The sequence below is a fragment of the Marinobacter sp. L-46 genome (assembly GCF_056859535.1).
In genome coordinates this window covers 41,978-67,776 of record NZ_JBSXOP010000047.1, presented here as the reverse complement: position 1 = coordinate 67,776, position 25,799 = coordinate 41,978, and the positions used below count along the sequence as shown (strand labels likewise).

Here is a 25,799-nt window from a genome sequence, read left to right as displayed (position 1 = left end):
TTATCAACCAATCTCGGGCCATCGGTTGCTCCCGCTCTTTGCTTCCTGACCTCAAAGTCAGAATCTCACCCAGTTATCGCCTCTTGTTGGCGCAGAGGTGGGCTTGACGGGTATATTGGCGAGCGAAGTCACTGATTCAGGCATCAGTTTGGAAAGCCAGCCAGTCTGTAATCGGGCCACTGAATTGGTCTCGCTCCAGATCACTGAACGCTCCCATCAACCTGACCAGCTGCTTTGGGGAATAGAACCTGAGATAGGAATAGCCACCATCAGGCAACTTGACGCTCAACAGGCTCCGCAAATGATCGGCCAATACGGACAGGATCTCGTCTGCCATCAGGACAACGGCATGGTCCTGCCACCTTACCTGCTCTGACCATATTCGCGATGATGGCGAAGGCTTTACAAGGCAGGGGCTCACCTCGATGACCGACTCATGGGGCGTGCCAAGGTACAGGTATTCGAGTTCCGGCTGATCATCGTATTCATAGATGAATCTGGGAGTATCAAATACCGCACCATCAATCAGTAGCCATGCTCGCTCAATGGTCTTCTCATCCAGGCTCATCATGCAATGTCTCCCTCACATGCACAGGCGTCCATGGCACAAGTACCATCTGGTTGGCGGCCGCATTGCTTCACAAGAGCAACATCCTTTTTAGCTGCGGATTTCAACGCAGGCACCGAGGCTGCAGAAGGCCCCGCTGTCGCTCTGGTGCCGGTTTCCGCCACCTGCACAGGTTCATCGTTGGCCGTTAATTCGTTCAAACTCTCAGGCAACAACGGCCCCGTGACCCCAACCCCACTACCACTCCCAGGCCCACCCCCGGAGTTCATCCGCACCAGCGGCCCGGAAATCGTCACCCCACTCGGGTCCACCTTCACAAAGCTGCCGCCGGCTTTAAGCGTTACCTCAGCGCCGGCTTCAATCACAATTTTCATACCAGCCTTGTGATGGATTTCGGTGCCGGCTTCCACCAGTTGGTTTTTGCCCTGCTTGCTGTGGTGGCTGCCATTGACGGTGAGGCTGTAGTCGGCGCCGATGCTTTCCCGGTGTTCGCCTTCGGTGGTGTGGTGGCTGTTGCCTTTGGTGTGGCTGAAGCGGTTGTTTTCCACCGTCAGGTGGCTGTCGTTCTTGATGACTTCCGTGCGGTTGTTTTCCGTCAGCAGATCCAGATCTTTCTGGGCGTGCACGTAGATCTGCTCTTCACCGGCTTCGTCTTCAAAGCGCAGTTCGTTGCTGCCCTCACCCTTGTGGGTTTTGGTTTTTAATGTGGTCCGGGTTTTGTGTTCCGGCAACGTGTAGGGCGGTGTGTTGGTGGCGTGGTAGGTTCTTCCGGTGATGATGGGCTGGTCCGGGTCGCCGTCCAGGAAGGAGACGATCACTTCGTGGCCGATTCTTGGCAGGGCCATGAAGCCGTATTGGCCACCAGCCCAGCCCTGGGCTACTCGTAGCCAGGCACTGCTTTGTTCATCGTTTTTCGAGTATCTATCCCACGGGAACCGGACTTTGACGCGTCCATACTGATCGCAGTGGATCTCTTCCCCTTCCGGGCCGGTGACGATGGCCATCTGGGGGCCGTCCATCATGGGCTTGTGGTTGCACACTGGCCGCCACGTTTTGTCGGCCGGGATGGCGGTGAAGTCGTTGTGGTAGCTGGTGGGTTCGCTGCCACCCTCTTCTTCCATGGCCTGGGGCTGTTTGCCGGTGTGGGTGATGGCGGTCAGCAGCCATTCCCGGTTCAGGCTCTGGCTGTCGTGTTCCTCCAATTCCACTTTGGCGCCTGGGGTGAAGTCCGGGCAGTTGCTTTTGCCCTTGGCCAGGGAGGCATCGTTTCTCAGGGCGTCCAGTTTGGCCTGGGTAAAGGGCTGGCCACTGGCGTCGGCCTTGTAGCGGCCGGGGTAGTCGTAGTGTTGATAATCTTCTCTGTGATTCACTCCGCCAGCGCTTTGTTCGTGCATCAGGGCATAGGCGGGGTTTTTGAAGGTGTAGTCCTTCGTGGCTACGGAGGACGCACGTACCCGCTCTTCATAGGCAAAGCTGAAAACGCAGGCTTGTTGGGTGCTGCCGCCGGCTCTAGTGTTGCAGGTCACCGGGTCCAGTTTCGGGGCGTCGCCATGGTGGTCGGCAAGAATCAGTGCCGGTTGTTCTTCACCATCCACGCTGCCGTGCTGATAGCGGTAATGCCAGCCTTCTTCGGCGGCCAGTCGTTCCAGGAATTGCAAGTCGCTTTCCCGGTGCTGAACGCAGTATTCACGTTCTGCCGGCGGGCGTTTCAGATCAAACACCGAATCCACAATGCCCCGCTCTTCCAGCAAGGTTCGCACAATGGCGTCGGTGCTCTGGGCCTGGAAAATGCGGCTGTTGTGCATCAGGCCCAGACGCCATAACGGCGGCTGGATGACCACTTCATAGCGGGTGCGGCGGTGGCCGGTGTCGCCCCGCATAAATTCGTTCACTACGCCGGTGAATCGGCGCAGGGGCTGGCCGTCCTGCCAAACCACCAGGTCTACCGGCTGTTCCAGAATGTCAGCTGCGGCTACATCGGGGTCAGTACTGGCCAGCTCTAACCGGCCATGAAATAAGGAAGACAGCTGTTCGGTCAGCGCGAAGCCAAGTACCGAAAAGTGATCAGAGGGGAATTCGCCTACACGGGCGGTGAACTGCAATCCGCTTGCCTGGGGCATACCTTCGGTCCCTGAAGTTTAAATGGTTATAACAAACTCATCCTGAGCTGCGCCGATTATAACCACCCGTCACGGCATTACAAACAACCCGGTCACAAACCGGCTTGGTCAATCAGTCACTGTGCAGCAACAAGGCATAGCGGGTACTGCGTCCGCCCCCGGCTAACTGAAAAATACAACCTTTCTCCACTAAGTCCGTCAAATCCCGCGTAGCCGTGGCCTTGCTGACCTTAGCCATAGACTGGTATTTCCGGGCGTTGATGCCTTCCCCAAATTCCTCGCCGGCAGAATCAAGCAACCGAGGAGCGCAGAGCACCCTCATCCCACGTGAAACGCGGTCAGTCTTGTTCTTGTCAGATATACATGAGCCGAAAAAATCTGCCTATTCGGATCAGAACCTGAGCCGATTACAACCCATATTCGGCTCAGCGGCTACCTCAGCCCCAGCGGGTCAGACCCGCAATACATTTCATCATGCCAAATGTATCGGGGGTCTGACCCCCAGCCAGAGGCATTGGTAAGGTTTCAGGGTAATCGTGCCGCTGAGGTCTTCGATGGGCTGGCCGGAGAGCAGGTCTGTCCATTGGTCTGTGCTGATCAGGTTGATGTCGCTGAGGGCCACTTGTTGCACTTCGGCGCTGATGTTGTGGATGCAGAAGATGGATTGTTCCCGGCGCAGGCTCTGGCGCCAGAAGCCGAACAGTTGCAGGCCCAGGTGCAGGGTGAACTGGGTGGCGTTGGGGTGGAAGGCGGGCTGGGCCCGGCGGATGGCAATCAGACGTTTGAGTTCCCCGTACACCTTGCTGTGATGGCTGAGGGGATCAGCCAGCGTTGCTTCCAGGCTGTCCAGCTGCCACTGGCTACGGTTGATGGAACGAAGCCGGCCGGTATGTTCCACACGGTCGAGGTCGTTGCCGGTGGCCAGCAGGCTGTGAATATAGAAAGCCGGAATACCTTCCAGCGCCAGCATGATGGTGTGGGCACACAGAAAGCGCTGGAGCTGCCAGTGGTCTGCTCCACCCTCGGCAGTACCTTTCAGGGCATCCCACAGGGCAATGTTCAGCTCATAGGGCTGATCCCGGCCATCAGCCGTGCGCCGGTAAGACACCTTGCCCCCGAAAGACTCCAGGGTATTGATCAGCCGCTGCTTCTCGTCTTCGTCCAGCAGCCCGTCGGTGGGGCGCATCCCTATGCCGTCATGGGAGGCGATAAAGTTCAGGTAGGTGGTGCCCATCTGCGCCGGCGGCATGCCCATCAGCCAGGTTTTCAAATGGCGGCAATTACCGGTCACCAGGGTGTTGATCAGCAGTGGCGGCAGTGAAAAGTTATAGATGGCATGGGCTTCGTTGGCGTTGCCGAAGTAGGTCAGGTTCTCCCGATTGGGCACGTTGGTTTCGGTGATCACCACGGCATCTGCGGTGTGATGCTCAATCAGCAGCCGCAGAATCTTGATCAGCTCGTGGGTCTGCTGCAGGTGAATACAGGGCGTACCCGGCTCTTTCCAGAGGAAGGCCACCGCATCCAGCCGGAAAATCTTCACGCCCCGCTCCAGGTAATAACGAATGATACCGGCGAATTCGATCAGCACCTCCGGGTTGGCGAAATTCAGGTCCACCTGGTCTTCGCTGAAGGTACACCACACATAGCGTTCGCCGTCCTCGGTCTGCACCGGGTTCAGCAAGGGCGAGGTGCGGGGCCGAACCACCTGGCTCAAATCGTCTCTGGGATTGCCTTCAACAAAGTAATCCTTGCCCGGCCCCACCCGCTTGCGAAAGTTCTCGAACCAGCGGCTGCGGGCAGACATATGGTTGATCACCAGGTCCGCCATCAGCTTGTAATCCTGGGCGATAGCTTCGATATCATCCCAACTGCCGTGGGATTCGTTCACCGCCAGGTAATCCATCACAGCAAAGCCGTCGTCCGAACTGTAGGGGAAGAACGGCAGAATGTGCACGGCCGTCACCGACTCCCGCAGGCAGTCGTCCAGAAACCGCTTCAGGGTCACCAGCGGTTTTTCATCCGGGCGCTGTACCGTGTCGGCGTAAGTGATCAGCACCACATCCGCCTGGCTCCAGTTGTTCTGGTGCGCGGGCGGCGGCTCGGCCTCCGGGTCCAGGCCCATGGCATCCAGCAACTGATCCGACAGAAACTCGCAATCCAGCGCCGGATAAACTACCTCCAACATGGTCACCAGACGGCTTTCCAGTGACTGGCTCATGGCCGGAACTCCTCGTTGTCCCGCTCCACCGCCTCCAGCAGCTGCTCACGAATATCGGGAATAGCACTGGTCACCCGGTTCCAGCTGGGGATAAACGGCGTATCCATGGGGTTATCCAGAAAGTAAGCCCCGGCGCGCATCACGTTCTGGGCAAACAGTTCCACCGCCTTTTCTTCTTTGTGGCGGTCAAAACTCAGTCCATTGATCATGGCGTCGTTCTGGTAGGTTTCGACAAAATCCAGGGCGATGCGGAAATAGCTCGCCTTAATGGTACGGAATTTCTCGTTGGAGAAGATCTCGCCATTGGTGGCCAGCTTGCGGAACAGCGCCTTGGCGATGTCCATGCTCATCTTGGACAAGCCCCGGCTGGCATCTTCCGGCGACAATTCCTGGTGCTTGTGGTCATACACATCCGCCACATCCACCTGGCACAAGCGGTTGGTGGCGTAGTTGCGCTTCATTTCCGACAACACGCCGATCTCCAGGCCCCAGTCGCTGGGGATGCGCAGGTCATTGATCACATCGGTGCGGAAAGAGAACTCACCCGCCAGCGGGTAGCGGTAGCTGTCCAGATAATCCAGGAAATCGTTAGGCCCGCAGACTTTCTTCAGGGCGCGGATCAGCGGCGTCACCAGCAGCCGGCTGACCCGGCCATTCATCTTGCTGTCCGCTACCCGGGCGTAATAGCCCTTGCAGAACATGTAGTTGAAGCCCGGGTTAGCAACCGGGTAGATCAGCCGCGCGAGCAGGTCCCGGGAATAGGTCAGAATATCGCAATCGTGCAGCGCGACGGATTCGCTCACGCCGGACGCCAGCACATAGCCGAAGCAGTACCACACGTTCCGGCCCTTGCCCATTTCTGTCGGCGCCAGGTTTTGCTCCCGCAGTTTCAGGTCCAGCGCCCGCAGCCTCGGGCCGTCGTTCCACAACACCTTGAACGGTTGCGGCAGGTCCGAAAAGTAACCCAGCGCGTGTCGGTACTGGTCCTCATTGGCGCGATCCAGGCCGATGACCACCTCGTCCAGGTACGGCACCCGGGTGAGCTCCTGCACAATATTCTGCAACGCCGGGCCTTCGAGTTCCGAGTACAGGGATGGCAGCACCAGCGACATCGGCCGGGCTTTGCGAAAGCGCATCAGGTCGGCCTCTATGTCTTCCACCGGGCGGCGCACAAGGTTATGCAGGGTGGTAACAATGCCGTTCTGGTAAAAGTCGCCCATGGCGGCTCTCCTTTACTGGTAACCGTACTCCAGAAGCAGGTTGAGTACGCAGGCGTTCCAGCCCTCGGGGCCGGGTCTCAGGGAGCGCATGGCGTGCCGGGTGGGCGAAAACTGCAGCTGTTCACTGTTCGCCCCGCTTATCACCACCGGAATATCGGCCTCTTCCAGCATGCGCTGGTCGTTCGGGCTGTCGCCCAGGGCGATGGTGATCACCGGCTCATTGCCGAAACACTCCTGGTAACGACTCAGCAAGAACCGGGCCCCCTCCGCCTTATCGAAGGTTCCCATGACATGCCAGAAGCGCCCGCCCTGCACCAGTCGCAAGCCCGCAAGCCCAAGCGCCGAGCGGAATTGCACCAGCTCGGCGTCGGTTCCACCCCACAGCAAAGGCTCGGTAGCCAGGCGCTGTTTTGCCCGGGCTGCCTCACCTTCTTTCAGCCCCGTCAGCTGCGCCAGATCCCGCGCCGACAGATCAGAAAAGCCCCGGAATCGTGCGCCGGTCTCCCGCTGCACCAAAAGTGTGCGCATAAGCTCGTTATGGGGAACACCAAAGTGCACCACCTCGTCGTGCGGATTGTTCAGACATCCCGCCGGAATCACCACCGCCGCCCCGTTCTCGGCAATAAACGGCGCCCGCAGGCCCATCGCCCGCTGCAACACCCGCATCTCCGCCGCTGTCTTGCTGGAATTCAGCACCAGCGGAATCCCGTTAGCCGCCAGCCGCTCCATCGCCGGCAATGCCGCCCGCCAGCTATAGCTGTGGTGGTCCAGCAAAGTGCCATCCAGATCGGTAAAAACCACCAGCTGTGGTTGCATTCGCCACCTCCACTCTGCACTCTGAGGGGGTCAGACCCCCGATACATTTCATGGCACCAAATGTACTGGGGGTCTGACCCCGTTTTAGAGACCGATTCAAAAACCAGGCCAATCCATGACCAACGACACCTTCAAAGTTGAACACCGCTACCTGGACCTGCCGGACAGCTTCTACAGCCGGGTGAAGCCCACGCCGCTTTCGCAGCCAAAGATGGTGTGCTTCAACCACAAGCTTGCGGCGCAGCTGGGGTTTCATGTTCAGGATGAGCAGGACTGGGCGGGGATTGGTGCAGGTGCGGAATTGCTGGAGGGGATGGACCCGGTGGCCATGAAGTACACCGGCCATCAGTTCGGCATGTACAACCCGGAGCTTGGGGATGGCCGGGGGTTATTGCTGTGGGAAACTATAGCGCCGGATGGCACCCGGTGGGACTGGCACCTGAAAGGCGCGGGCACCACGCCTTATTCGCGGTTTGGCGATGGCCGGGCGGTGTTGCGCTCCACCATCCGGGAATACCTGTGTTCGGAAGCCATGCACGGGCTGGGCATTCCAACCACCCGGGCGCTGTTTATGATCAGCGCCAAAGACCCGGTCCGGCGTGAATCCATCGAAACCGCCGCCGCGCTTATGCGCGTCGCCAAAAGCCATATCCGCTTTGGCCACTTCGAATTCGCCGCTTACCATGACGGCCCGGAGGCCGTGGAAACCCTTCTGGAGCACGTGATTTCGCTGCACTTCCCGCACCTGATCGAGCTGCCGGAGCCGCAACGCCTCGCCCGCTGGTTCACCGAAGTCGTGGAACGCACCGCCCGGCTGATTGCAGACTGGCAGGCGGTCGGCTTCTGCCATGGCGTGATGAACAGCGACAACATGTCCATCATCGGCGACACCTTCGACTACGGCCCCTACGCCTTCTTGGACGACTTCGACGCCGGCTTCGTCTGCAACCATTCCGACCACGAAGGCCGCTACGCCTACAACCGCCAGCCGCAGATCGGCTTCACCAACTGCCACTACCTGGCCAACGCCCTGCTGCCGATCATGGAAGAAGACACCGTGCGCGAATGCCTCGGCAGCTACGAAACCGCCTACAATCAGCGCTTCAAGCACAACATGCTGGCCAAGCTCGGGCTGGAAGAAACCGACGACGCAGACATGGCCCTGATCATGGACACCTTCAGCATGCTGCACGAACACCGGGTAGACTACACCCGCTTCTTCCGCGGCATCTCCAACCTGCACCGCCATGGCAACGCCCCGGTACGTGACCTTTTTGCAGACAGAAGCGTGGCAGACGAATGGCTGGAACGCTACGAAGCCCGCCTGAAAAAAGAAACCCGCGCCCACGACGAGCGGGAATACGCCATGCGCCAGGTAAACCCCAAATACATCCTGCGCAACTACCTGGCCCAGCAAGTCATCATGGAAGCCCAGAACGGCAACTACGCCCCCATGAAAGAACTAATCAAAGTGCTGGAAAACCCGTTCGATGAACAACCCGAACACGAACACTACGCCGCCCTACCCCCAGACTGGGGCAAACACCTGAACATCAGCTGCTCATCGTAAGGTGTCAGAGCCACTCACGCAGGGGTCAGACCCGATCGCGTAGGGGTCAGACCCGCTCGCGTCTTTGGGCCTTAGGGCCGCGAGAGGGTCTGACCCCGTTGCCTAAGCCCACTCCCAAATCAACCCTTAACCGGAGCCAACGCATCCAACCTAGCCCCATGCCGCATAATATAAAGCACCAACAAAATAGCCGGCACCCCCATCACCCCGGCAACCAGGAAGAACTGCGCATACCCGAAATCCGCCACCACAATCCCTGAAAACCCGCCAAGAAACTTCCCGGGCAACGTCATCAGCGAACTGAACAACGCATACTGGGTCGCCGTAAACGAAGCACTGGTCATGCTCGACAACCAGGCAATCAGCGCCACGTTAGCAATCCCACCACTCAGGTTATCGGCACTCACCACCAGCGCCAGCAACTTGATATCCGGCGGGTACTGGGCCAGCACCACAAACAGCAGGTTGGTGGCAGCGGTCATAATCGCCCCGGCCAGCAGAATCTGGCGCACGCCGTAGCGCACCACCAGCACCCCGCCAACCATGGAGCCGAGAATGGTCATAAAGAAGCCGAACACCTTGGTCACATCGGCCACCTGGGTTTTGCTGAACCCCATGAAATCCAGGTAGAAAGGATTGGCCATCACCCCCATGGCAATGTCTGAAATCCGGTACACCGCCACCAGCACCAGAATCACAATAGCCAGTTCTTTATAGCGCCGGAAGAAGTCCAAAAAGGGCCCGGCCACGGCGGCGTAGAACCAGCCCGCCAGCTTCGCCAGCCGGGGCGGCAGGTGCCCACGGCGTGCAGCCTCTTCCTGAACTTTCTCAGCAATGTCTTCGGCCGCAGCAAAGTGGTTCACCTCAGGCTCCCGGGCCACCAGCACCGTCAGCACGCCCACACCCACCAGCGCCGCCATCACCTGGTAAGACACCTGCCAGGACCAGAACTCCGCCAGGTACAAAGCCCCGGCACCAGCCACCAGCAAGGCCAGCCGGTACCCGAAAATATAGGTCGCCGCCAGCGCCGCCTGCAGCCGCTCTTCCGCGATTTCAATACGGTAGGCATCAATGGCCACATCCTGCGTGGCCGAGGAAAACGCCACCAACAACCCGCACAGGGCGAGGGTTTCCGGGGCAGAAAGGGGGTCCACCGCCGCCATCAGGTACAGGCCGGTGGCAATGCCCGCCTGGGCCAGCAGAATCCAGCTCCGGCGCTTGCCGAACAGCCGGTTCAGCACCGGCAGCTTCAGCCGGTCCACCACCGGGGCCCAGAACACCTTGATGGAATAGGTAATGCCCAGCCAGCTGAAGAAGCCGATGGTGGCAGTCTGCACCCCCACATCCGCCAGCCGCGCATTGAGGGTGGAAAACACCAGCAAAAACGGCAGCCCCGCTGAAAACCCCAGAAACAGCATGGCAATCACCTGCCAGCGGGTGTAGGTGTACAGGGCGTCTTTCAGCAGGGCAAGGCGGGTGCCGGGTACGATAGTGAAATCTCCGGATCAGTCGCGGAAGTTATTGAATTGCAGCGGGATATCCAGCTCCGCCTCGCGCAGCATGGCAATGGCTTCCTGCAGGTCGTCCCGCTTCTTGCCGGTTACCCGCACCTTGTCACCCTGAATGCTGGCCTGAACCTTCATCTTCTGGTCTTTGATCATCTTCACGATCTTCTTGGCCATATCGGTTTCAATACCCTGCTTCAGGGCAAAGTGCTGCTTCACCAGCTTGCCGGCCTTGCTCTCGCCATCTTCCGCCAGGGCCCGGGCGTCGATATTGCGCTTGGCGAAGGCCATCCGCAGCAGATCAATCAGCTGCTCCAGCTGGAATTCCTGCTCGGCGCTCACGGTAATCCGCTTGTCTTCCAGCTCGATATTCGCGTCTACATTCTTGAAGTCCCAACGGTTGCCCAGATCACGCTTGGCCTGGTCCACCGCGTTGGTTACTTCGTGCATTTCAATTTCGGAAACTATGTCAAAAGAAGGCATGGTCGTCATTCTCCAAAGGCCACCCAGAGTATACTGTGGCGAGATGATTAACAGCGGCTGCGCCGGAACCGCCAAAGCATACCAAGAGCCAAGGCGAACCGCACCCGACAATGGACTGGTAAGAAGTAGATAAACGATGCCAAACCTGGACCTTCCCATCCTCGTAGTAGACGACGCCAAATTCAGCAGTATGGTGGTTGGCAGAACCTTGCGAAATGCCGGTTACCGCGACATACGCATCGCCAACAACGCCCCGGCGGCCCTGAAATTGATGGAAGAACGCCCGGTGAGCGTGCTGATTGCAGACTGGCTGATGCCAGAGATGGACGGCCTGGAACTCACAGACCAGGTGCGCCAGCTGGATGAGCAAACCAACCACTACACCTACGTGATCCTGCTGACCGCACGGGAAAGCGTGGAAGCCCTCTCAGAAGCCTTCGACCGAGGCGTGGATGACTTCATCTACAAGTCCGACATGACCAAGCAGCTGATTCCCCGCATCTTCGCTGCAGACCGCATGGCAGACCGCCAGAACACCCTGCTGCGGGCCAACGCCTTACTGGTGGAGAACAACCGGGAGCTGGAATCCAGCAACATCATCGACATGGAAACCGGCCTGTGCAACGCCAAGTACGCCCGCCAGCGCCTGCAGAAAATCCTGCGCCATGCCGAATCCCGTGGCGGCGCCAGTGCCTACGTCATGTGCGGCATCCGTAACTGGCAAGACCTGAAACGCAAACACCCGCCCAGCGTCATGAGCGAACTGGCCATCGGCATCGCCCGCCGCCTGAACAGCCTGATCCGCCCAATCGACGCCTTGTGCCGCATTGGTGACAACCAGTTCGTGATCGTGTCTTACTTCCCCAACAGCGACCACTGCACACCCACCGCCTTCCGGCGCATCTTCGACGGCATCAACCACAAAGCACTGAAAACCACCGCCGGCTACATTTCCGTAGAAGCCGGCATGGCCCTGTGCCGCGCCAGCGCTGAAGAAGGCACGCCGTCTGTACAGGATATGGAAAAAGCCTCGATACAAGGCCTTATAGACGCCTACGAAACCCGTCGCTTTGTGGAAATCACACCGGAAATTCGGGAAGGCGTATAAGAACTACACACCGTAACACTGCGACACAGATCACAAACAGACAGAGAGAACGGAAGGCCTTAATCTGACAGCGTGGAATGAAGCAGTATCCACCCATGGCGGAGGAGCCGTGCAGTACCTCCGCCGCCGTATGGGTACTCTCCCACAGGATCAACGAATTTTTCAGGCACTTTCGTTCTTTCCGAATAATTTTAAGCCAGCTCATATGAGCTGGCTTTTTTATTACTTAGAGCTTACGCCCCTTACCAGCAGCAATCCGCAGCCGCAGCGCATTCAGCTTGATAAAGCCTTCGGCATCCTTCTGATCGTATGCACCCTGGTCTTCTTCAAAGGTGGCAATCTTCTCATCGAACAGAGAGTCTTCAGACTTCCGGCCAACAACGTCTACGTTACCCTTGTACAGCTTCAGGCGAACGGTACCGTTCACGTATTCCTGAGTCTGGTCGATCAGCGCCTGCAGGGCTTCACGCTCCGGGGACCACCAGTAGCCGTTGTAGATCACCTCGGCATAGCGCGGCATCAGGCTGTCTTTCAGGTGCGCCACTTCGCGGTCCAGGGTGATGGACTCGATGGCGCGGTGAGCGCGCAGCATGATGGTGCCGCCCGGTGTTTCATAGCAGCCGCGGGACTTCATGCCCACGTAGCGGTTCTCAACGATGTCCAGGCGACCGATACCGTTCTCGCCGGCCAGCTTGTTCAGGGTTTCCAGAACCACGTGCGGCTTCATTTCCTGACCATCAACGGCAACAATGTCGCCCTTCCTGTAGGTCAGCTCAACGTAAGTCGGCTTCTCGGGAGCGGCCTCCGGAGACACACTCCAGCGCCACATCTCTTCCTCGGCTTCGGACCAGGGATCTTCCAGGTTCATGCCTTCGTAGGAAATGTGCAGCAGGTTGGCGTCCATGGAGTACGGGCTCTTGCCCTTCTTCATTTCCACCGGAATGTTGCGCTCTTCGCAGTACTTCAGCAGCTTCTCGCGGGAGTTCAGATCCCACTCACGCCAGGGAGCAATCACCTTCACACCCGGCTTCAGCGCGTAGGCGCCCAGCTCGAAACGCACCTGGTCGTTACCCTTACCGGTCGCGCCGTGAGAAATGGCATCGGCGCCGGTTTCATTGGCAATGTCGATCAGACGCTTGGCAATCAGCGGGCGGGCAATGGAGGTACCCAGCAGGTACTCGCCCTCATAGATGGTATTGGCGCGGAACATCGGGAACACGTAATCGCGCACAAACTCTTCGCGCAGGTCCTCGATGTAGATTTCCTTAACGCTCAGCGCTTCCGCCTTGGCACGCGCCGGCTCAACTTCCTCGCCCTGGCCGATGTCGGCGGTGAAGGTCACCACCTCGCAGCCGTAGGTGTCTTGCAACCACCGAACAATAACGGAAGTATCCAGGCCACCGGAATAGGCCAGCACCACCTTTTTAATATCAGACATGCTTTGCTCCAGACTGAACAGAATGGATGTATTGAATAGAAGCGCCATATTGTACGGGATGGCCGGGGGAATGGCTATTCGACGGAAGGCTGCGATAAAAGAAAATGATTTGCCACGAAAACCACGAAAAAACACGAAAGTTAAAGACTAAAACAACTGATTTTTTTTGCCACGGACACTCACGGACGCTCACGGACGAAAACCCCAAAAAGCTTATTCTTTGTCCGTGAGCGTCCGTGAGTGTCCGTGGCCCAAAAGCCTTTAATCCTTTCGTGTTTTTTCGTGGTTTTCGTGGCAAAAAAGTCTTTTATTCTTTTTTTCCGTGTCCTTCCGCGGATTCCGTGGCCAAGAAAGTCCTTACATATACGGAATAATAGACTCGCCATAAAGGTGCAGATCTTCCAGAATCTGCCGGTTCCGCTCGGAAAGCTCCGGATCTGCCGCCAGTTTCTGCAGCTCCAGCCCATAAGCCTCCAGCGAGCGCCAGCCTTTGCCCGGGCTCATCAGCCGCTGGCTGCGGAACTGCTCCCAGCGTTCCATTTCCTCACCATCCAGGGTGGCCGGGTAGTTGCGGGCGCGGTAGCGGAAGAGCATTTCCGGCAGGCGTTCGTCTTCGAAGCGGACTTCGTGCTCGCCCAGCGTTTCCACCGGTTCAGAGATCAGCCAGTTCAGCTTCTCCCGGTCGGTGTTGCTGATGAAGCCGCCGGCGTAGAGCTGCTCGTCCGGGTCAGTCAGGTCGCTGCCGCCGAACTGGTGGTCGAAGGCCTGGGCAATGCGGGCGGGCAGGTCCGGGGCGTTGCGGAGTTTAGCAAGGTTGGCGCGCAGCACGTCGCCGTCCAGCTCCAGCTCCGCCAGCCGTTCCTTGGATAAGGTAGACAGCATATTGGCCGGCGCCAGCACCGGGCATTTATTGACCTGCACACCCTTGAGCGGGAACCGGCTAACGCCCTCCCCAAGCTCCGCCTGGGAAGTAAACACCTGCTCACGGATCTGCTCCGGGCTGGCGTTGATCAGCTCGCTCGGGTCTTCGCGCAAGTCGTAGACAATCACCTGGTTTTTGTTGGTGGGATGATCCGCCACCGGCGCCACCAGCGCACAGCAACCACGATTGGCCGGATACTTGGCAGAAATATGGAACACCGGTTTCAGGGTTGCCGTATCCAGCATCTGGCGGGCGGAATGCTTATCTTTATGCTTGAGTACAAAGTCGAAAAGCTTGGGCTGCTTTTCCTTGATCAGCTTGGCCACGGCAATCGTCGCCAACACATCAGACATCGCATCGTGAGCCGCCTCGTGGGCAATGCCGTTGGCCACCGTCAGCTCTTCCAGCCGGAAGCTGGGGCTGCCGTCTTCCTTCCTCGGCCAGTTGATGCCATCCGGGCGCAGAGCGTAAGTCAACCGCACCATGTCGATGATGTCCCAGCGAGAATTGCCGTTCTGCCATTCCCGGCCGTATGGATCACGCAAGTTGCGGTACAGGGTGTGGCGGGTAACCTCGTCATCAAAGCGCAGGCTGTTATAGCCCACTGCACAGGTGCCAGGCTGGCTGAACGCCTCGTTGATCTGGGCAATAAACTCCGCTTCCGGATAGCCGTCTTGCAGCGCCTTTTGCGGGGTGATGCCGGTAATCAGGCAGGCCTGGGGGGAAGGCAGGTAGTCATCCGCTGGCTTGCAGTAAATCACCAGCGGGTCTTCGATGATGTTCAGATCCGCATCCGTGCGCACACCGGCAAACTGGGAGGGGCGGTCGTGCACCGGGTCTACGCCGAAGGTTTCGTAGTCGTGCCAGTAGAAAGAGCGGATCAAAGGAAGACTCCTGCGAATCAATGAATCAGATGAGGCAGGAGTGTAGCAAAATCACGCAGCAGTTTGCCGGGCATTACCAGACAACATAGCCTCAATACTCAGATGGTAATCCAGCGCTTGCCACTCAATGCCTGTGCCATCGCAAATAAACCGGTACTGGCGAATTTCTGAGATAGACGCCTTCTCTAACTCCGGATACCAATGCACAGGCGTGGAAATTACCCGACCGTCCTCAAGCTCGACGTGCAGGTGGCGATCATCAATGTGAACGGATTTACCTTTGAAACCAGGCATTCCATTTCTCCAGAAACTCAGACTGATGGCTCTCTACAATCGAAAGACACTCTTTCAATTCCTGATTCTTCAGCGTGCTGTATTTGACGGCCAAAGAAACCACTTCAATCTTAGCCCATCGCTCGCCTTTAAGCACATGCACGTGGGCAGGAGGATGATCATTGGCGTAAAAGAAAAATTTGAATCCATTCAGAAGAAGTAATGTCGGCATCCTGGCCACTTGCTTGAAACTGTCAGAACAGGTTGTTGCGCATATCGACCTGATGGGTGCGGAGGCGATCCACGCCTTCACCAGCCAGCTTGCTCATATCAACCGTCATGTTAACCGGCAAGTTGATGAATGCGCCTTTTCCAGCATTGATGGTATTCGCACCATCCAGGCTCTGCCAATCCATATCGTCACGCTGGAAACCAATGAAAAAGGCGTCTGTGAACGCACTGTTGCCCTCGACGCCGGTGTCTTCTCCAACGATGACTGAGCGGAGATTGGTTAGAGGCGCGCAGAGAGTGGGCGCAGCACAGTCACCCCCCTCTGAAACCTTCAAGCCAACATAGGTCGCCCGGCGACTGGTCTCTTCCAGCCCAGCTCCTGCATATAAAGCCCCATCGTAGAGGTTTCCGTCATCACCCCGTATTTTCAGCCCCGGAAGAGCCCCACTAAAACTCTCAGTATAAGAAGAAACCGACCCACGAGCCTCCGCAAACCCCATCCGGAACCCCTTCAGCCCGGCAGAATCCTCAGCAAGTTCAATGTAGGGCTTACGGGCTTCAAAAGGAATGGCCTCGCCTTCGTTATAGGTAACGCCATTAAAGGTTTCGCCGTCGTTGCGGGCGATATGGCCAAGCGCGAGGTGTTGTGCGGAGAAGTCAGTGCCGCCATCAATCTGGCCGACCTGAATGTCATCAATATTAACGCGGGTTTCAACATCAATGCCCAGCGTCATTCGGGTGTAATCCACCCCATTGCCGGGAATATTTTCGATGTTCATAAAGGCCTGCCCGGTAACCTCCCCCATTCTGTTGTCAGAAATGGGTTCAAGCTCCGCCTGAGCAACGGGCGAAATACCCAGCAGGAGCGTGGCAAGGGCAGCGCATCCATACGCTAACTTTGTCATAGTTCGTGTCTCTGAATTGTTTTAGTGAGCCGATTTCAACGCCCAGCTCAATGTCGCCCGTTTATTATGTTTTTATGGCGAACCTCAATCCTCACTATACTCAGACAAAGCAAATCAAAGAGTGAACAGCATCACATCCACTCATTACCCGAAGGTTAACTTACACCTTCCATGATGCCGTTCACACTCAGGCTAAAATCAGGCTTCCTGCCAGCTCTGAACCGCTTCCTTACCGTACTTGTCACGCCACTCGTTCAGAGTCTTGTGGTTGCCGCCACGGGTTTTAACCACTTCACCGGTGTGCGGGTTCTTGTAGGTTTTCAGGGGGCGCTTGGCACGGGTGCCTGCAGGCGCTTCAACCTTGCCGCCAGCAATGGTGGGATCAATCGCAGCCAGAATCTGAAGCACGTCTTTCGGAGACTTGTCGAACTGCTTCATCAAATCACGAACCTTGTTTTCAAACTCCAGCTCGGATTTCAAAGCCTGATCTTTTTCCAGCTTCTCCAGCTCTGCAGCCAGCTTTTCCATCAGCTGCTTCTTCTGGTAATAATCGTTAATTTTTGCCATGAAATTAAAACCTATTATCTGTGGGGTTTTAAACAAAGATCATAAAGACCATGTGTCGGGCGGAATAATAATAAACAACCGGGGATATGGCAAAGTTATTTGTTTAAAGACTCTTCATGATCTCTTGCGCACTTGCCTGATAAGTATTAACCATTACACCGCCAAAGAAAGAGACAACCACCGCAAATCCCGAACCCGATATTCAGGAGAAAGATACGCCCTCATGGTTTTGGTCAGTTTTTCATAACTGCCAGAATACTTGTCTGCAGGCAAAAGGCCCTGCAACACACAGGCATCTTCAAAACCCAGCCAATTGCCCGAATCATCGCGGTCAAAGCGGGTCATAACAAACAAACGCCCGTTATCCGACAAATAAAAATCCGGAACCGGTAAACCGCAGGCTTTGGCCACTGTCATGCAGAAATATTCATTAGCCGCCAACTGGGGATAATCATCGCCCCAGGTCTTTACAATATAACCGCGGGTTCGAAGTGTGGTTTTCTCGCTGATCGTGCCGGGCACAAGCACCTTTGGCTGCACGCCGGACACTCCGGATCGAAGGGCATACTTATCCAGAAGCTCCTCAAATAGCCCGGCATTATCCGCACTCAAGAGCGACGACAAAGACTCCCCATCGGCGAATTCACTACCCGCTTCCGCGCCAGGGTCAGAAACCACCACGCGCCCAACCTGGTGCCGCCCCAAGGCGGCCAGAACGGTCAGATCACCCGAGCCATAAAGCTTGGCCACATGCTTGCGAATGATATCGCCCAGATAACCTTCCGGCAGATTCTGGGCAAACACCGGATGCAAGCCATCGTAGGAATACACCTGCCCCGCCACCGGCATGGTCACAGACACCGCCGAGCTCTCCGGCACTTCCGCCCCATACATAAAAACAGCAGGCTCCGGCCGGCCCGGCGCCACCAGATCGCCTACAACCTCTCCGGAAACCTCCACAACAGCCCGATGCAAGCTACTCATACGTCGCCCTGCCCTCTATCCCGCTTCAGATCATTCAGCGTAGGCAACGCACCGGCAGGCCTTACCGCAAACTCCAGCCCCAGCACCGCCAGGATACGCTCCAGTTTCGCATAGCCCAGCTCCGGCAACCGCTGATTCTCCAGCCGGGATAAGGTAGTACGATCAACCCCCGCCAGCTCCGCCAGGGACTGCATCGAAAGACCGGCGCGCTTGCGCTCGGTTCGGATGAGAACGGACAACTCTGCAAGGTCCACGTGAATATAATCCTCAAATGATACCCTATAACCTCAGTGTAGCGTATATTCACAATAATAAAAAACGGGGTCAGACCCGCGATACATTTGGCATGACGAAATGTACCGGGGGTCTGACCCCGAATTTGATAATCAGGCGAACTTCAGCCTGTCCGCCAGTGCATGAAAATAGTCTCTCGACCAGATATCCAAATCTCTTGGTTCCGGAATAAATCGCTCCACATCCATTTTTGCAGATCGAACATCAAGAGAATCGATACGTTGATGCAATAAATTCCGGAAATCCCGCTCATCAAGACAGGGGCTTGCAATATCGCCACTCTGGAGTCCACGCTTAACAAAATGTGCAAGCCCCAAGCCAGCTCCCTGGCGAACGTACCACTCAAAGTCATACCAATCTCGCCCCTTCACCCGGTTATTCCACTTCCGGAATAAAAGAGCATGCATCTTGCCCGCAAACAAATCTTGAAAGACAAAACTGTAGGATCGGAATAAAGTTGGTAACAAAATGCCTTCCCGAGCTCAATTTTACAGTAATTAATCAACCATAAAGATAAATAAAGTTGGTAACTTTCGAAGGACCCAGAGCAAAACCCCTCGAAAATCATGGTAATAAAGTTGGTAACTTATCATTGGCAAGCTCCCAGTAAACGATCTGAGCTTCCCCCAATGAGGCCCTAAAAGGGTACAAACTGTCGCAAAGCGGAACCGGCTAACCTTGGAGAATCAGCTGAAAAGCCAGTCGGCGTAACGCTATGTGGTTAAGCTCTTATTCATGAAGCCATGGCGCATAACTCAGGCCAACCAACACACCCTCAGGGCTCATAAACCTTGCGACTGTTTGCCCCCAGGGTTCAGTCCGGGTTTCATGAACGAATTCCTGACCCCTTTCCTTCATTTCTTTCAATGCCGCGTCCACTGCAGCCGCGTCCGCCAACTCAAATTCAATTGTAGCTGTCGGCTCGGGAACATGGTCAGGCCATTCCTCCTGCCCAAAACAAGACTGGGCCGCCATAGAGAGGGGTCATACCCCGAAATGATGCGCTCCGGGGAACGTATCCATGAAACGATAATCGTCCATCTTTTCTAGCGGCAAGCCTCGCGCACCCTCATACAAAGACGCACTCGCCGCAGAATCTTTAGTAATTGACGCAAACCCCGCAATACACTTAATTTCCATTCATTCCCCCGCCACTGATGGAGCTGGCTCATATCTGCATTAGTATGATTTGACTCGTTAGCCGCGTATCACTGTGAGCCCATTAGCCCTTGTTCAAATGCTGCCTGATTTTCCTGGGCAATTTCATTTTTTTGTCGAGCCATCGCAACACAAATCGGGATCCATTTGGCGCATGTGGACCGGTGAGAATGTCCAGGGTTGTGAAAGAGCCAGATATGCGCAGATTGAAATCTTTATTGGGAACTTCCGCAAGATCCACGTGCACAGGAGCAAACCATGGGTTGTACAAGTTGAATCCCTCGACAAGATCCTGATCAAACTTTCTGAGAGTTTCTTCTATCGGGGGCACGCCGATCCGCTGCCGCAAGCCAAAAACAAAGCTATCAAGCGAAAACAAATAGCCTGAGTTGAAGTTAACTCCAAACGAGTTATAGCGGTTGTCGGGACTTCCCTGCATTTCAATGCCATTGATAAATTCAGCTACAGATAACCCTTCAATGGACTCAGAGACGTTTTGGTGAATCTTAATTGCTGAATGGAAACTCGTGTCAACGGTTAAGAGCTCAGCATCTACCGAGCACGCTTCAGCGTATAAATCGGCAATCGGATGACCTCTGAAGCGATTAACCGAAGCACCCCTCATTAAAAGAAAAGCCTTGAGGTATTTTTCAAGCGCTTGACACGCAGCCCAAAAAAAAGCGCGATGCAGTCCTTTTTTTGCCAGTAACCGAGCAGTCACATAGTCTTCATCTGCAGGTTTAACAAAAGAATCGCTGATTACTTGTACAATGTATCGTTCGATATTGGCTTGCTCATAGTCAGGTAGTTTGTCGACGTGCTCAAGCTCATCTCCACACTTGAAACTGTATACTAATGGGCACGAAAGTAAGCGAACATCATTTATAATGTAGCGGTCGTTCGCCAAGCTTATCGGATATCTACACACATGCGCCACGATGACGGTCGTAAACTTGATCACAAAACATTAGAAGCCATTCGCGTTCGTGCCGTTCAACGAGTCATGGATGGCGAGAGCCCGGAAGTCGTCATCAAAGCGCTTGGCATGAGCCGCGCACGAATTTACGAATGGCTGGCTGCTTATCGCGAGGGTGGCTTTGACGCACTCAAGGCCAAGCAAATTTCTGGTCGCCCCAAAAAACTGAGTGGCGCTCAGATCCGGGAGCTGTATACCTGGATAACGACGTTTACGCCGGACCAGCTGAAGTTTGATTTTGCCCTGTGGACCCGGGGTCGTGTGCGAGAGCTTATCCGGCAAAAGTTCAACGTCCGGTTAAGCGATGTCTCGGTGGGTCGTCTGCTTCGAAACCTGGGGCTGACGCCTCAGAAACCCCTGCATCGGGCCTACCAGCAAAAGCCAGAGGCCGTGAAGCAGTGGAAAGAAGAGACCTACCCGGAAATCCGCAAGGAAGCCAAAAAAGTCGGTGCCACCATCTACTTCGGTGATGAAGCCAGTATCCGGTCTGATTATCACAGTGGCACGACCTGGGCGCCCAAGGGTGACACTCCGATCATCCGCAATACGGGCAGTCGCTTCAGCATCAATCTGATCTCGGCCATCTCACCTCGCGGTGAGCTTCGCTTCAAAACGATTCAGGGCACCATGAACACTGATGCGTTTCTCGGTTTCCTCAAGGCTCTGGTGCAAGACGCTGACAAGCCGGTTTTCCTGATCCTCGATAATCACCCGGTTCACCATGCTCGTCGCGTTCGCGAGTATGTCGAGAGTCTTGACGGCAAACTCAAGCTGTTCTTCCTGCCACCGTACTCACCGGAGCTGAATCCTGATGAGTCTGTTTGGGGCTACATCAAGTACCACCACGTCGGTAAAAAGATCATTAATAGCAAAGAACAACTTCGGAGTATTGTTTACCGGCAGCTCCGCCGTTTGCAGAAATTGCCACGGCTATTGAAATCATTTTTTGGTCATCCGGACTTGGCTTATATCTTCGGATGATGTTCGCTTACTTTATTTCGTATTAGTATGTAGCTCAATCTTCTTTCGCTCATTCAGCTTCTAACCTCGAACAGGCGCAAAAAGTGTTCCGGCGAGCGCGACGCAGCAAAATGGAGACGAAGGCGACCAAGTGCCGCGCTTGGTTAACTGGCGTGCTGGCTGTTGGCACGTCGCTTCCGTTCCTGCTCAGTCATTTGTCCTAAACGCTCCTCCAGGGAATCAAGTCCAAGTTGCGCACGGCGCTCATTAACCGAGGCGGGATCCTTGATGGGAAACGGTGTTGGCCACCCGTTTTCATCAACATCAAACTGGGTGCCGTAATATTGTGGCTCGCCGGCTAACGTCCGCACCCGATCCTGAAGAAACGCCAACTGCCAACCCTCGGCGTCGTCTTTCGCAACGGCTTCCTCCAGCAAGTGAACGCATTCCGCCATGAACCCGGCCTCGGACACCGAATGCTGAGCCACCAGCCAGGCGGCTTTGGAGGCTTCCTCTCCGACCAAGGAAATACCAGGCCAGCAGTGAGCCCTGATGATTTCCTTCAGGCGGGAGGCGTTGCGCTGGTGCAGTGCTTTCAGTCGGGGATGGTAGGAATCCGACGGTAACTCGCCGGAATCGAAGAGTCGCTGTAACAATCGCTGGTCTTCTAACAGCATCATGACCAGCTCATCCGCAAGACTCTGATTCATGGGCTCCCTCCCAGTTGATGCCACAAATAAGCGCCGCCCCGGCAGGGGCATCCGGTGGCAGGCCTTCATGCCGGAAACTCGATTGATTTGTTAAATGTCGTCTTGCCACTCTCTATGCTTACAGGCCCTATCGTACTCAAGCCATGGCACGTCGTGCGACACCCAAATATGAGCCTCTGGTTTTAAACCGGGATCATAGTCCAGAGTAGCTACCCGAACAATGACGTGGGGTTGCGCAGGCCTTTCAGCCACCAAATGGGAACCACAGCGTTTGCAAAAATGGCGCAATTTTCCAGGGGATGATTCGAACGTAGAAATAGAACGCTTACCTCTGAGCCAACGGAAATTCTCGCGCTTTACTCCCGCAGTGGAGGCGAACGGTGCAGCATGGGCTTTACGACAAGTCTGACAATGGCAATGCACGATTGGCATATCCACTGAGTCGATTTCGTAACTTATCTCGCCACACAAACAGCTTCCCTTCAACCCCATGAGAGATCTCACTCTGTAAATTTAAAACTTAGATTTGGAACGTGCCGAAGTGACCCGTAGGGTCGTCCGACAACAGCCAATGGTTATGCCGATTTTGCCACCAACATCTCAGTAGCGCCCTTTTGAAAACGATAGCTAACAGGCTGCAACGAGACAGCGATTCCGTCAGCGGATAGTCCCGCCATGACCGAATCAAGGTGCTTTGAGGTTTTTCCGTCCAGCGAGACAACTGGAAAGACGCGAACCTCAGAGGCAACTCTGCATAACTCCCGCATTGATGCCAGATGGGCCGCCCGATCTAAATGATCACTGTAAAGGAAAAGAAAGTGAGAACAGAGTGCCAGATCAAACTTGGAGTCAGAGAATGGCAGCATAGGCAATGACGCCGACACATACCGTCCTTGTTGGTAACCAGCATCAAAATCGGACAGGAACCGCGACATAGCTTCCATCCGAACCTCGCCAAGATGCTCAACGCTATTGAATGAGTCCCAAACATAACTGTCTGCGGCCTGCTGCATCTTGGCCATGATTTCCGGGTACACCTCGCCAATTCGGTGACGCACTTCAGCAACCTTGAATTGATATACCGGATCACATGAGATGACTTGGCATCCTACCTCTGTCGCCTCAGCATTGAAGCTGGCCGGGCCATCGCCGCAACCCAGAATTTTCTTGTTCAGGTCATCATTCGATAGCTCAAACATCGCCTGATATTCCTTTAGCGATCGCCCCCACGGAACTACATTAGCTAAATCCAACATCAGCTCTCCTTAGTCTGTTTGACGAAGCACGGTGGTGACGAAGGAGCCGCGTAAAGCGGCATCTGGCAGCCTGATCGGTCATTGCCATACTGTAAAACTTAGAAAGCCGCTCCGCTCAGTAACTTCATTATACTGCAAATGGTTTTGTGGTATGACGGCAGGTGAAGTGCGCGACCTCGAACAGTAGCTCCATGTGTAATAATGTCGTCAACGGAATGCGAATCAAATGGTCATCACCGTCACTCAGTTCGTTTAACATTAAAGCATCTCAAGATGGAGGTTCTATGCCAATGATGCCAAGAATTTTATTGCCGCTTTTTCTAACCGGCCTTTCTGTACTTCCCGCCTTCACGCTGGCCGAAAATGCCACTCCTGAGGCCTACATTGGCAGCAAGCATTTGGTCTTGGAAATCCGGCACTGCGAATGCGAAGCCGTCAAGCCGAATGGTCATCCGTCCGTATTGCTGTCAGATTTTTTGCAGGAGTCGAGTGTTGTGAAAACGGCTGTGTTTACTGAAGATAACGGCTTCGTCGCGTCCGATTACGTCACCATGGGGTATGAATTCAGCCCAATCAAAGACTCATCCGACACGTTCTCGTTCAACTATACGGGTACACATACGACAAGCAGCGGACAAAGCTCGGGAAGTGGGGAGTTATTGCTGGAAAAAGGACAGTGGGTCCATTTGTTTGGCTCGCACCACGAAAGTACATCAGGAGCACGCCACGCCAATGTTGCAGTAAGACTGGTAGAATTCGACGGTTCCTGAGGGCCAATTTTGAAAATTCCAATCATAGGTACACACGGTGTATGTGTTTCAAACGAAAAGACTAATCGTAACGCAGCTATCCCATCAAGATATTCCCGCGCTCACTGAGATACTGAGTGACCCTGAGGTCATGAGGTATTCCGTTCGAGGGGTTTGTGATGAAGAAGCTACCCGCAAATTTATAGGTTGGTGCCAGGAATGTTACGCATCCCATGGTATGGGTCCATGGGCATTAACTGAGAAGAGGTCGGGAAAACTTGTTGGTTTCTGTGGTATTGGGCCGGAGCTAGTCGGAGGGGTTGAGGAGATCAACCTCGGTTATCGATTAGCGAGGCGATACTGGAATCAAGGGCTTGCAACCGAAGCTGTTAAAGGCGTGCTGCGGTATGCCTTCGATCAAAAACAGTGTGAGTCAGTAGTGGTCATTATAGAGCCAGACCATGCGGCCTCAGTTCGAGTAACTGAGAAGGCTGGATTCTCCTGCTACACCATGCAAGAGTTTCATAAGAAGAGGGTGCGGCTGTATCGGATGACAAATGAAGACTGGCGCCTTCGTCTCCACGATGAATTAGCTGTAGTCAGGAATCAACGACCCAATCCCGGTAGAGCTCAGGGGTAATTTCTTCAATCAACACAGGCTCTACAGGAACTCGCGAAACCCACTGGAGAGCATCTATTTGCTCAAAGGTTTCAGATCGCAACGTATAGATATACCCCTTCTCATGCCAACTTACTTCAGTATCCCTCAGCACTATCCGGGGTGGGCGTTGCGAGGTGTCGACCGAGAAAACTGCACGAGGGCTCAGGGGGTAATATGTGATTGCAAACGGAACAGCTAAATCCCGCTCTGAGACAGCATAAATACCGTATTCGTTGTCAGCCTCACCATGCCCAATGCCCTGGGCTGGCTCTAGCCGGACGGTTTTTTGTCGACTACCGTGATAGAGGTACTCAGGCTTGCCCAGGTTCGGCTCATTCCCTTTGTTTCGCACTTGTTCACACACAACCCCTTGGCCCTCCCGACAATCTAAGTTGGTTGCTTCTTAATCCCAAAGCAATGCTCCTCTGCGGGAAATTCGCCGGCTCTGACCTCTCTTTCATACAGCGCAAACACATCCTTGATTTGGGCGCTCAGATCGACGTACTTTTTGGCAAATTTCGGCGTGTAGTCAGAGAACAAGCCTAGGATATCCTCCGTTACCAGCACTTGGCCATCACACTCGGGAGATGCGCCAATACCAATGGCAGGAATGGTTAAAGATTGCGTAACACGCCGCGCGGCGGCTTCAAATACCCCTTCAATTAAGACTGAGAACGCGCCAACAGACTCAAAAGCCTGTGCTTCTTCAACCAACCGTTTGGCTGCAGCCTCATCTCTGCCCTGGGCCTTAAATCCGCCCATAGTGTTTGCATGCTGAGGACGCAAGCCAATATGTGGCATTACCGGTATACCACGACTGACCAGGAACTCCACCGTTTCAACAAGCTCTAACCCACCTTCAACCTTGATGCCCTGAGCACCAGTTTCTGTCAGTAAGCGCGCCGCGTTTCGGAAAGCCAGCTCCTTGCTTTCTTGATACGAGCCATAGGGCATATCGATAACGACGCAGGCTTTCTGGCTGCCACGCACCACTGCTGCACCATGGTTAATCATCATATCCAGAGTAACGGGCAGCGTAGAATCGTATCCGTAAGCCACCATCCCTGTGGAATCCCCGACGATGATCAGATCGACAAAAGGGTCCATGAGTTCTGCCATGGGCTTCGTGTATGCTGTAAGGGAAACAATGCTACCTCGTCCTTTCATGGCCTGAATCTTAGAGGTTGTTATCTTCTGGCTGGAAGTATGAGTACTCATATTCA

The 25,799-nt window shown here is 55.2% G+C and carries 27 protein-coding genes and 1 pseudogene; 5 read left to right on the top strand and 23 right to left on the bottom strand.

The genetic code is table 11. The features are described 5' to 3' along the window. Positions 1-136 precede the first annotated feature (136 nt). The 6 genes and pseudogenes from AC13DJ_RS06135 to AC13DJ_RS06110 all read right to left on the bottom strand — a co-directional run bounded on the left by AC13DJ_RS06135 (position 137) and on the right by AC13DJ_RS06110 (position 6,942). Positions 137-571: a DUF4123 domain-containing protein gene (locus AC13DJ_RS06135; RefSeq protein WP_482932985.1), complete on the bottom strand. Its 435-nt coding sequence runs from the start codon at positions 569-571 to the stop codon at positions 137-139. Beyond that, positions 568-2,688 (bottom strand): type VI secretion system Vgr family protein, encoded by a 2,121-nt coding sequence (locus AC13DJ_RS06130; RefSeq protein WP_482932986.1) that lies wholly within the window; start codon positions 2,686-2,688, stop codon positions 568-570. Before AC13DJ_RS06130 ends, AC13DJ_RS06135 begins: the two co-directional genes overlap by 4 nt. A 112-nt stretch (positions 2,689-2,800) precedes the next feature. Next, a pseudogene (locus AC13DJ_RS06125) lies at positions 2,801-2,989 on the bottom strand (DUF4172 domain-containing protein); the annotation flags it as partial. A gap of 171 nt (positions 2,990-3,160) precedes the next feature. Beyond that, positions 3,161-4,906 carry an alpha-amylase family glycosyl hydrolase gene (locus AC13DJ_RS06120; RefSeq protein WP_482932987.1) on the bottom strand — a complete coding sequence of 582 codons (1,746 nt, stop codon included), beginning with the start codon at positions 4,904-4,906 and terminating at the stop codon, positions 3,161-3,163. Continuing rightward, complete coding sequence (locus tag AC13DJ_RS06115) at positions 4,903-6,126, bottom strand: glycosyltransferase family protein (protein WP_482932988.1); 1,224 nt, start codon at positions 6,124-6,126, stop codon at positions 4,903-4,905. The genes AC13DJ_RS06120 and AC13DJ_RS06115 overlap by 4 nt, the downstream gene beginning before the upstream one ends. Positions 6,127-6,138: 12 nt before the next feature. Next, positions 6,139-6,942 carry an HAD-IIB family hydrolase gene (locus AC13DJ_RS06110; RefSeq protein ID WP_474541033.1) on the bottom strand — a complete coding sequence of 268 codons (804 nt, stop codon included), beginning with the start codon at positions 6,940-6,942 and terminating at the stop codon, positions 6,139-6,141. A gap of 115 nt (positions 6,943-7,057) precedes the next feature. Here AC13DJ_RS06110 and AC13DJ_RS06105 point away from each other — a divergent pair, with 115 nt between their 5' ends. After that, complete coding sequence (locus AC13DJ_RS06105) at positions 7,058-8,512, top strand: protein adenylyltransferase SelO (RefSeq protein ID WP_474544119.1); 1,455 nt, start codon at positions 7,058-7,060, stop codon at positions 8,510-8,512. Between the two features lie 119 nt (positions 8,513-8,631). Here the strand turns inward: AC13DJ_RS06105 and AC13DJ_RS06100 are convergent, their stop codons facing one another. After that, positions 8,632-9,939, bottom strand: a complete 1,308-nt coding sequence (locus tag AC13DJ_RS06100; protein WP_482932989.1) for an AmpG family muropeptide MFS transporter — start codon at positions 9,937-9,939, stop codon at positions 8,632-8,634. A gap of 78 nt (positions 9,940-10,017) precedes the next feature. After that, positions 10,018-10,500, bottom strand: coding sequence for a YajQ family cyclic di-GMP-binding protein (locus AC13DJ_RS06095; protein ID WP_022989470.1), 483 nt, complete (start codon positions 10,498-10,500; stop codon positions 10,018-10,020). Positions 10,501-10,636: 136 nt separating this feature from the next. Between AC13DJ_RS06095 and AC13DJ_RS06090 the strand changes: the two genes are divergently transcribed. After that, positions 10,637-11,608 (top strand): response regulator, encoded by a 972-nt coding sequence (locus tag AC13DJ_RS06090; RefSeq protein ID WP_273134890.1) that lies wholly within the window; start codon positions 10,637-10,639, stop codon positions 11,606-11,608. A gap of 226 nt (positions 11,609-11,834) precedes the next feature. Here AC13DJ_RS06090 and AC13DJ_RS06085 read toward each other — a convergent pair whose 3' ends face one another. The 11 genes from AC13DJ_RS06085 to AC13DJ_RS06035 form a co-directional block, all read right to left on the bottom strand. Next, positions 11,835-13,046 carry an argininosuccinate synthase gene (locus AC13DJ_RS06085; protein WP_482932990.1) on the bottom strand — a complete coding sequence of 404 codons (1,212 nt, stop codon included), beginning with the start codon at positions 13,044-13,046 and terminating at the stop codon, positions 11,835-11,837. Positions 13,047-13,403: 357 nt separating this feature from the next. Then, positions 13,404-14,852, bottom strand: a complete 1,449-nt coding sequence (gene sbcB / locus AC13DJ_RS06080; protein WP_482932991.1) for an exodeoxyribonuclease I — start codon at positions 14,850-14,852, stop codon at positions 13,404-13,406. A 51-nt stretch (positions 14,853-14,903) separates the two neighbouring features. Beyond that, on the bottom strand, positions 14,904-15,146 hold the full coding sequence (locus tag AC13DJ_RS06075; RefSeq protein WP_022987633.1) for a DUF2442 domain-containing protein: 243 nt from the start codon (positions 15,144-15,146) through the stop codon (positions 14,904-14,906). Beyond that, entirely contained in the window at positions 15,127-15,357 is a 231-nt protein-coding gene (locus AC13DJ_RS06070; protein WP_081697521.1) for a DUF4160 domain-containing protein, read from the bottom strand. The genes AC13DJ_RS06075 and AC13DJ_RS06070 overlap by 20 nt, the downstream gene beginning before the upstream one ends. Before the next feature lie 22 nt (positions 15,358-15,379). Further along, the gene (locus AC13DJ_RS06065; RefSeq protein WP_482932992.1) at positions 15,380-16,261 is read right to left on the bottom strand and encodes a DUF6160 family protein; all 882 of its coding nucleotides are present in this window, start codon (positions 16,259-16,261) and stop codon (positions 15,380-15,382) included. 198 nt (positions 16,262-16,459) lie between these two features. Next, positions 16,460-16,828 (bottom strand): histone-like nucleoid-structuring protein, MvaT/MvaU family, encoded by a 369-nt coding sequence (locus tag AC13DJ_RS06060; protein ID WP_022987636.1) that lies wholly within the window; start codon positions 16,826-16,828, stop codon positions 16,460-16,462. A gap of 153 nt (positions 16,829-16,981) precedes the next feature. Further along, complete coding sequence (locus AC13DJ_RS06055) at positions 16,982-17,812, bottom strand: type II toxin-antitoxin system HipA family toxin (protein WP_482932993.1); 831 nt, start codon at positions 17,810-17,812, stop codon at positions 16,982-16,984. After that, positions 17,809-18,066, bottom strand: a complete 258-nt coding sequence (locus AC13DJ_RS06050; RefSeq protein ID WP_482932994.1) for a helix-turn-helix domain-containing protein — start codon at positions 18,064-18,066, stop codon at positions 17,809-17,811. Before AC13DJ_RS06050 ends, AC13DJ_RS06055 begins: the two co-directional genes overlap by 4 nt. Before the next feature lie 132 nt (positions 18,067-18,198). Next, complete coding sequence (locus AC13DJ_RS06045) at positions 18,199-18,573, bottom strand: nucleotidyl transferase AbiEii/AbiGii toxin family protein (RefSeq protein ID WP_482932995.1); 375 nt, start codon at positions 18,571-18,573, stop codon at positions 18,199-18,201. Positions 18,574-18,835: 262 nt separating this feature from the next. Beyond that, the gene (locus tag AC13DJ_RS06040) at positions 18,836-19,081 is read right to left on the bottom strand and encodes a VOC family protein (protein ID WP_023008422.1); all 246 of its coding nucleotides are present in this window, start codon (positions 19,079-19,081) and stop codon (positions 18,836-18,838) included. Between the two features lie 247 nt (positions 19,082-19,328). After that, positions 19,329-20,171, bottom strand: a complete 843-nt coding sequence (locus tag AC13DJ_RS06035; protein ID WP_482932996.1) for a hypothetical protein — start codon at positions 20,169-20,171, stop codon at positions 19,329-19,331. 21 nt (positions 20,172-20,192) lie between these two features. On the opposite strand from AC13DJ_RS06035, the gene AC13DJ_RS06030 reads away from it, so the two are divergent. Further along, complete coding sequence (locus tag AC13DJ_RS06030; protein WP_482932997.1) at positions 20,193-21,221, top strand: IS630 family transposase; 1,029 nt, start codon at positions 20,193-20,195, stop codon at positions 21,219-21,221. Positions 21,222-21,364: 143 nt separating this feature from the next. On the opposite strand, the gene AC13DJ_RS06025 is transcribed toward AC13DJ_RS06030, so the two are convergent. The 3 genes from AC13DJ_RS06025 to AC13DJ_RS06015 all read right to left on the bottom strand — a co-directional run bounded on the left by AC13DJ_RS06025 (position 21,365) and on the right by AC13DJ_RS06015 (position 23,166). Beyond that, the gene (locus tag AC13DJ_RS06025) at positions 21,365-21,910 is read right to left on the bottom strand and encodes a DUF6624 domain-containing protein (RefSeq protein WP_091706200.1); all 546 of its coding nucleotides are present in this window, start codon (positions 21,908-21,910) and stop codon (positions 21,365-21,367) included. A 90-nt stretch (positions 21,911-22,000) separates the two neighbouring features. Further along, a complete protein-coding gene (locus AC13DJ_RS06020) occupies positions 22,001-22,402 on the bottom strand; it encodes a GFA family protein (protein WP_081698919.1) in 402 nt (133 codons plus the stop codon). 83 nt (positions 22,403-22,485) lie between these two features. Next, entirely contained in the window at positions 22,486-23,166 is a 681-nt protein-coding gene (locus tag AC13DJ_RS06015; RefSeq protein ID WP_278350838.1) for a class I SAM-dependent methyltransferase, read from the bottom strand. A 284-nt stretch (positions 23,167-23,450) separates the two neighbouring features. Between AC13DJ_RS06015 and AC13DJ_RS06010 the strand changes: the two genes are divergently transcribed. Both AC13DJ_RS06010 and AC13DJ_RS06005 read left to right on the top strand, forming a co-directional pair. After that, a complete protein-coding gene (locus AC13DJ_RS06010) occupies positions 23,451-23,936 on the top strand; it encodes a hypothetical protein (RefSeq protein WP_206853115.1) in 486 nt (161 codons plus the stop codon). A gap of 37 nt (positions 23,937-23,973) precedes the next feature. Continuing rightward, on the top strand, positions 23,974-24,555 hold the full coding sequence (locus AC13DJ_RS06005; protein ID WP_178974604.1) for a GNAT family N-acetyltransferase: 582 nt from the start codon (positions 23,974-23,976) through the stop codon (positions 24,553-24,555). A 408-nt stretch (positions 24,556-24,963) separates the two neighbouring features. Here AC13DJ_RS06005 and panB read toward each other — a convergent pair whose 3' ends face one another. Continuing rightward, on the bottom strand, positions 24,964-25,794 hold the full coding sequence (gene panB / locus AC13DJ_RS06000; protein ID WP_104417066.1) for a 3-methyl-2-oxobutanoate hydroxymethyltransferase: 831 nt from the start codon (positions 25,792-25,794) through the stop codon (positions 24,964-24,966). Positions 25,795-25,799: the final 5 nt, after the last annotated feature.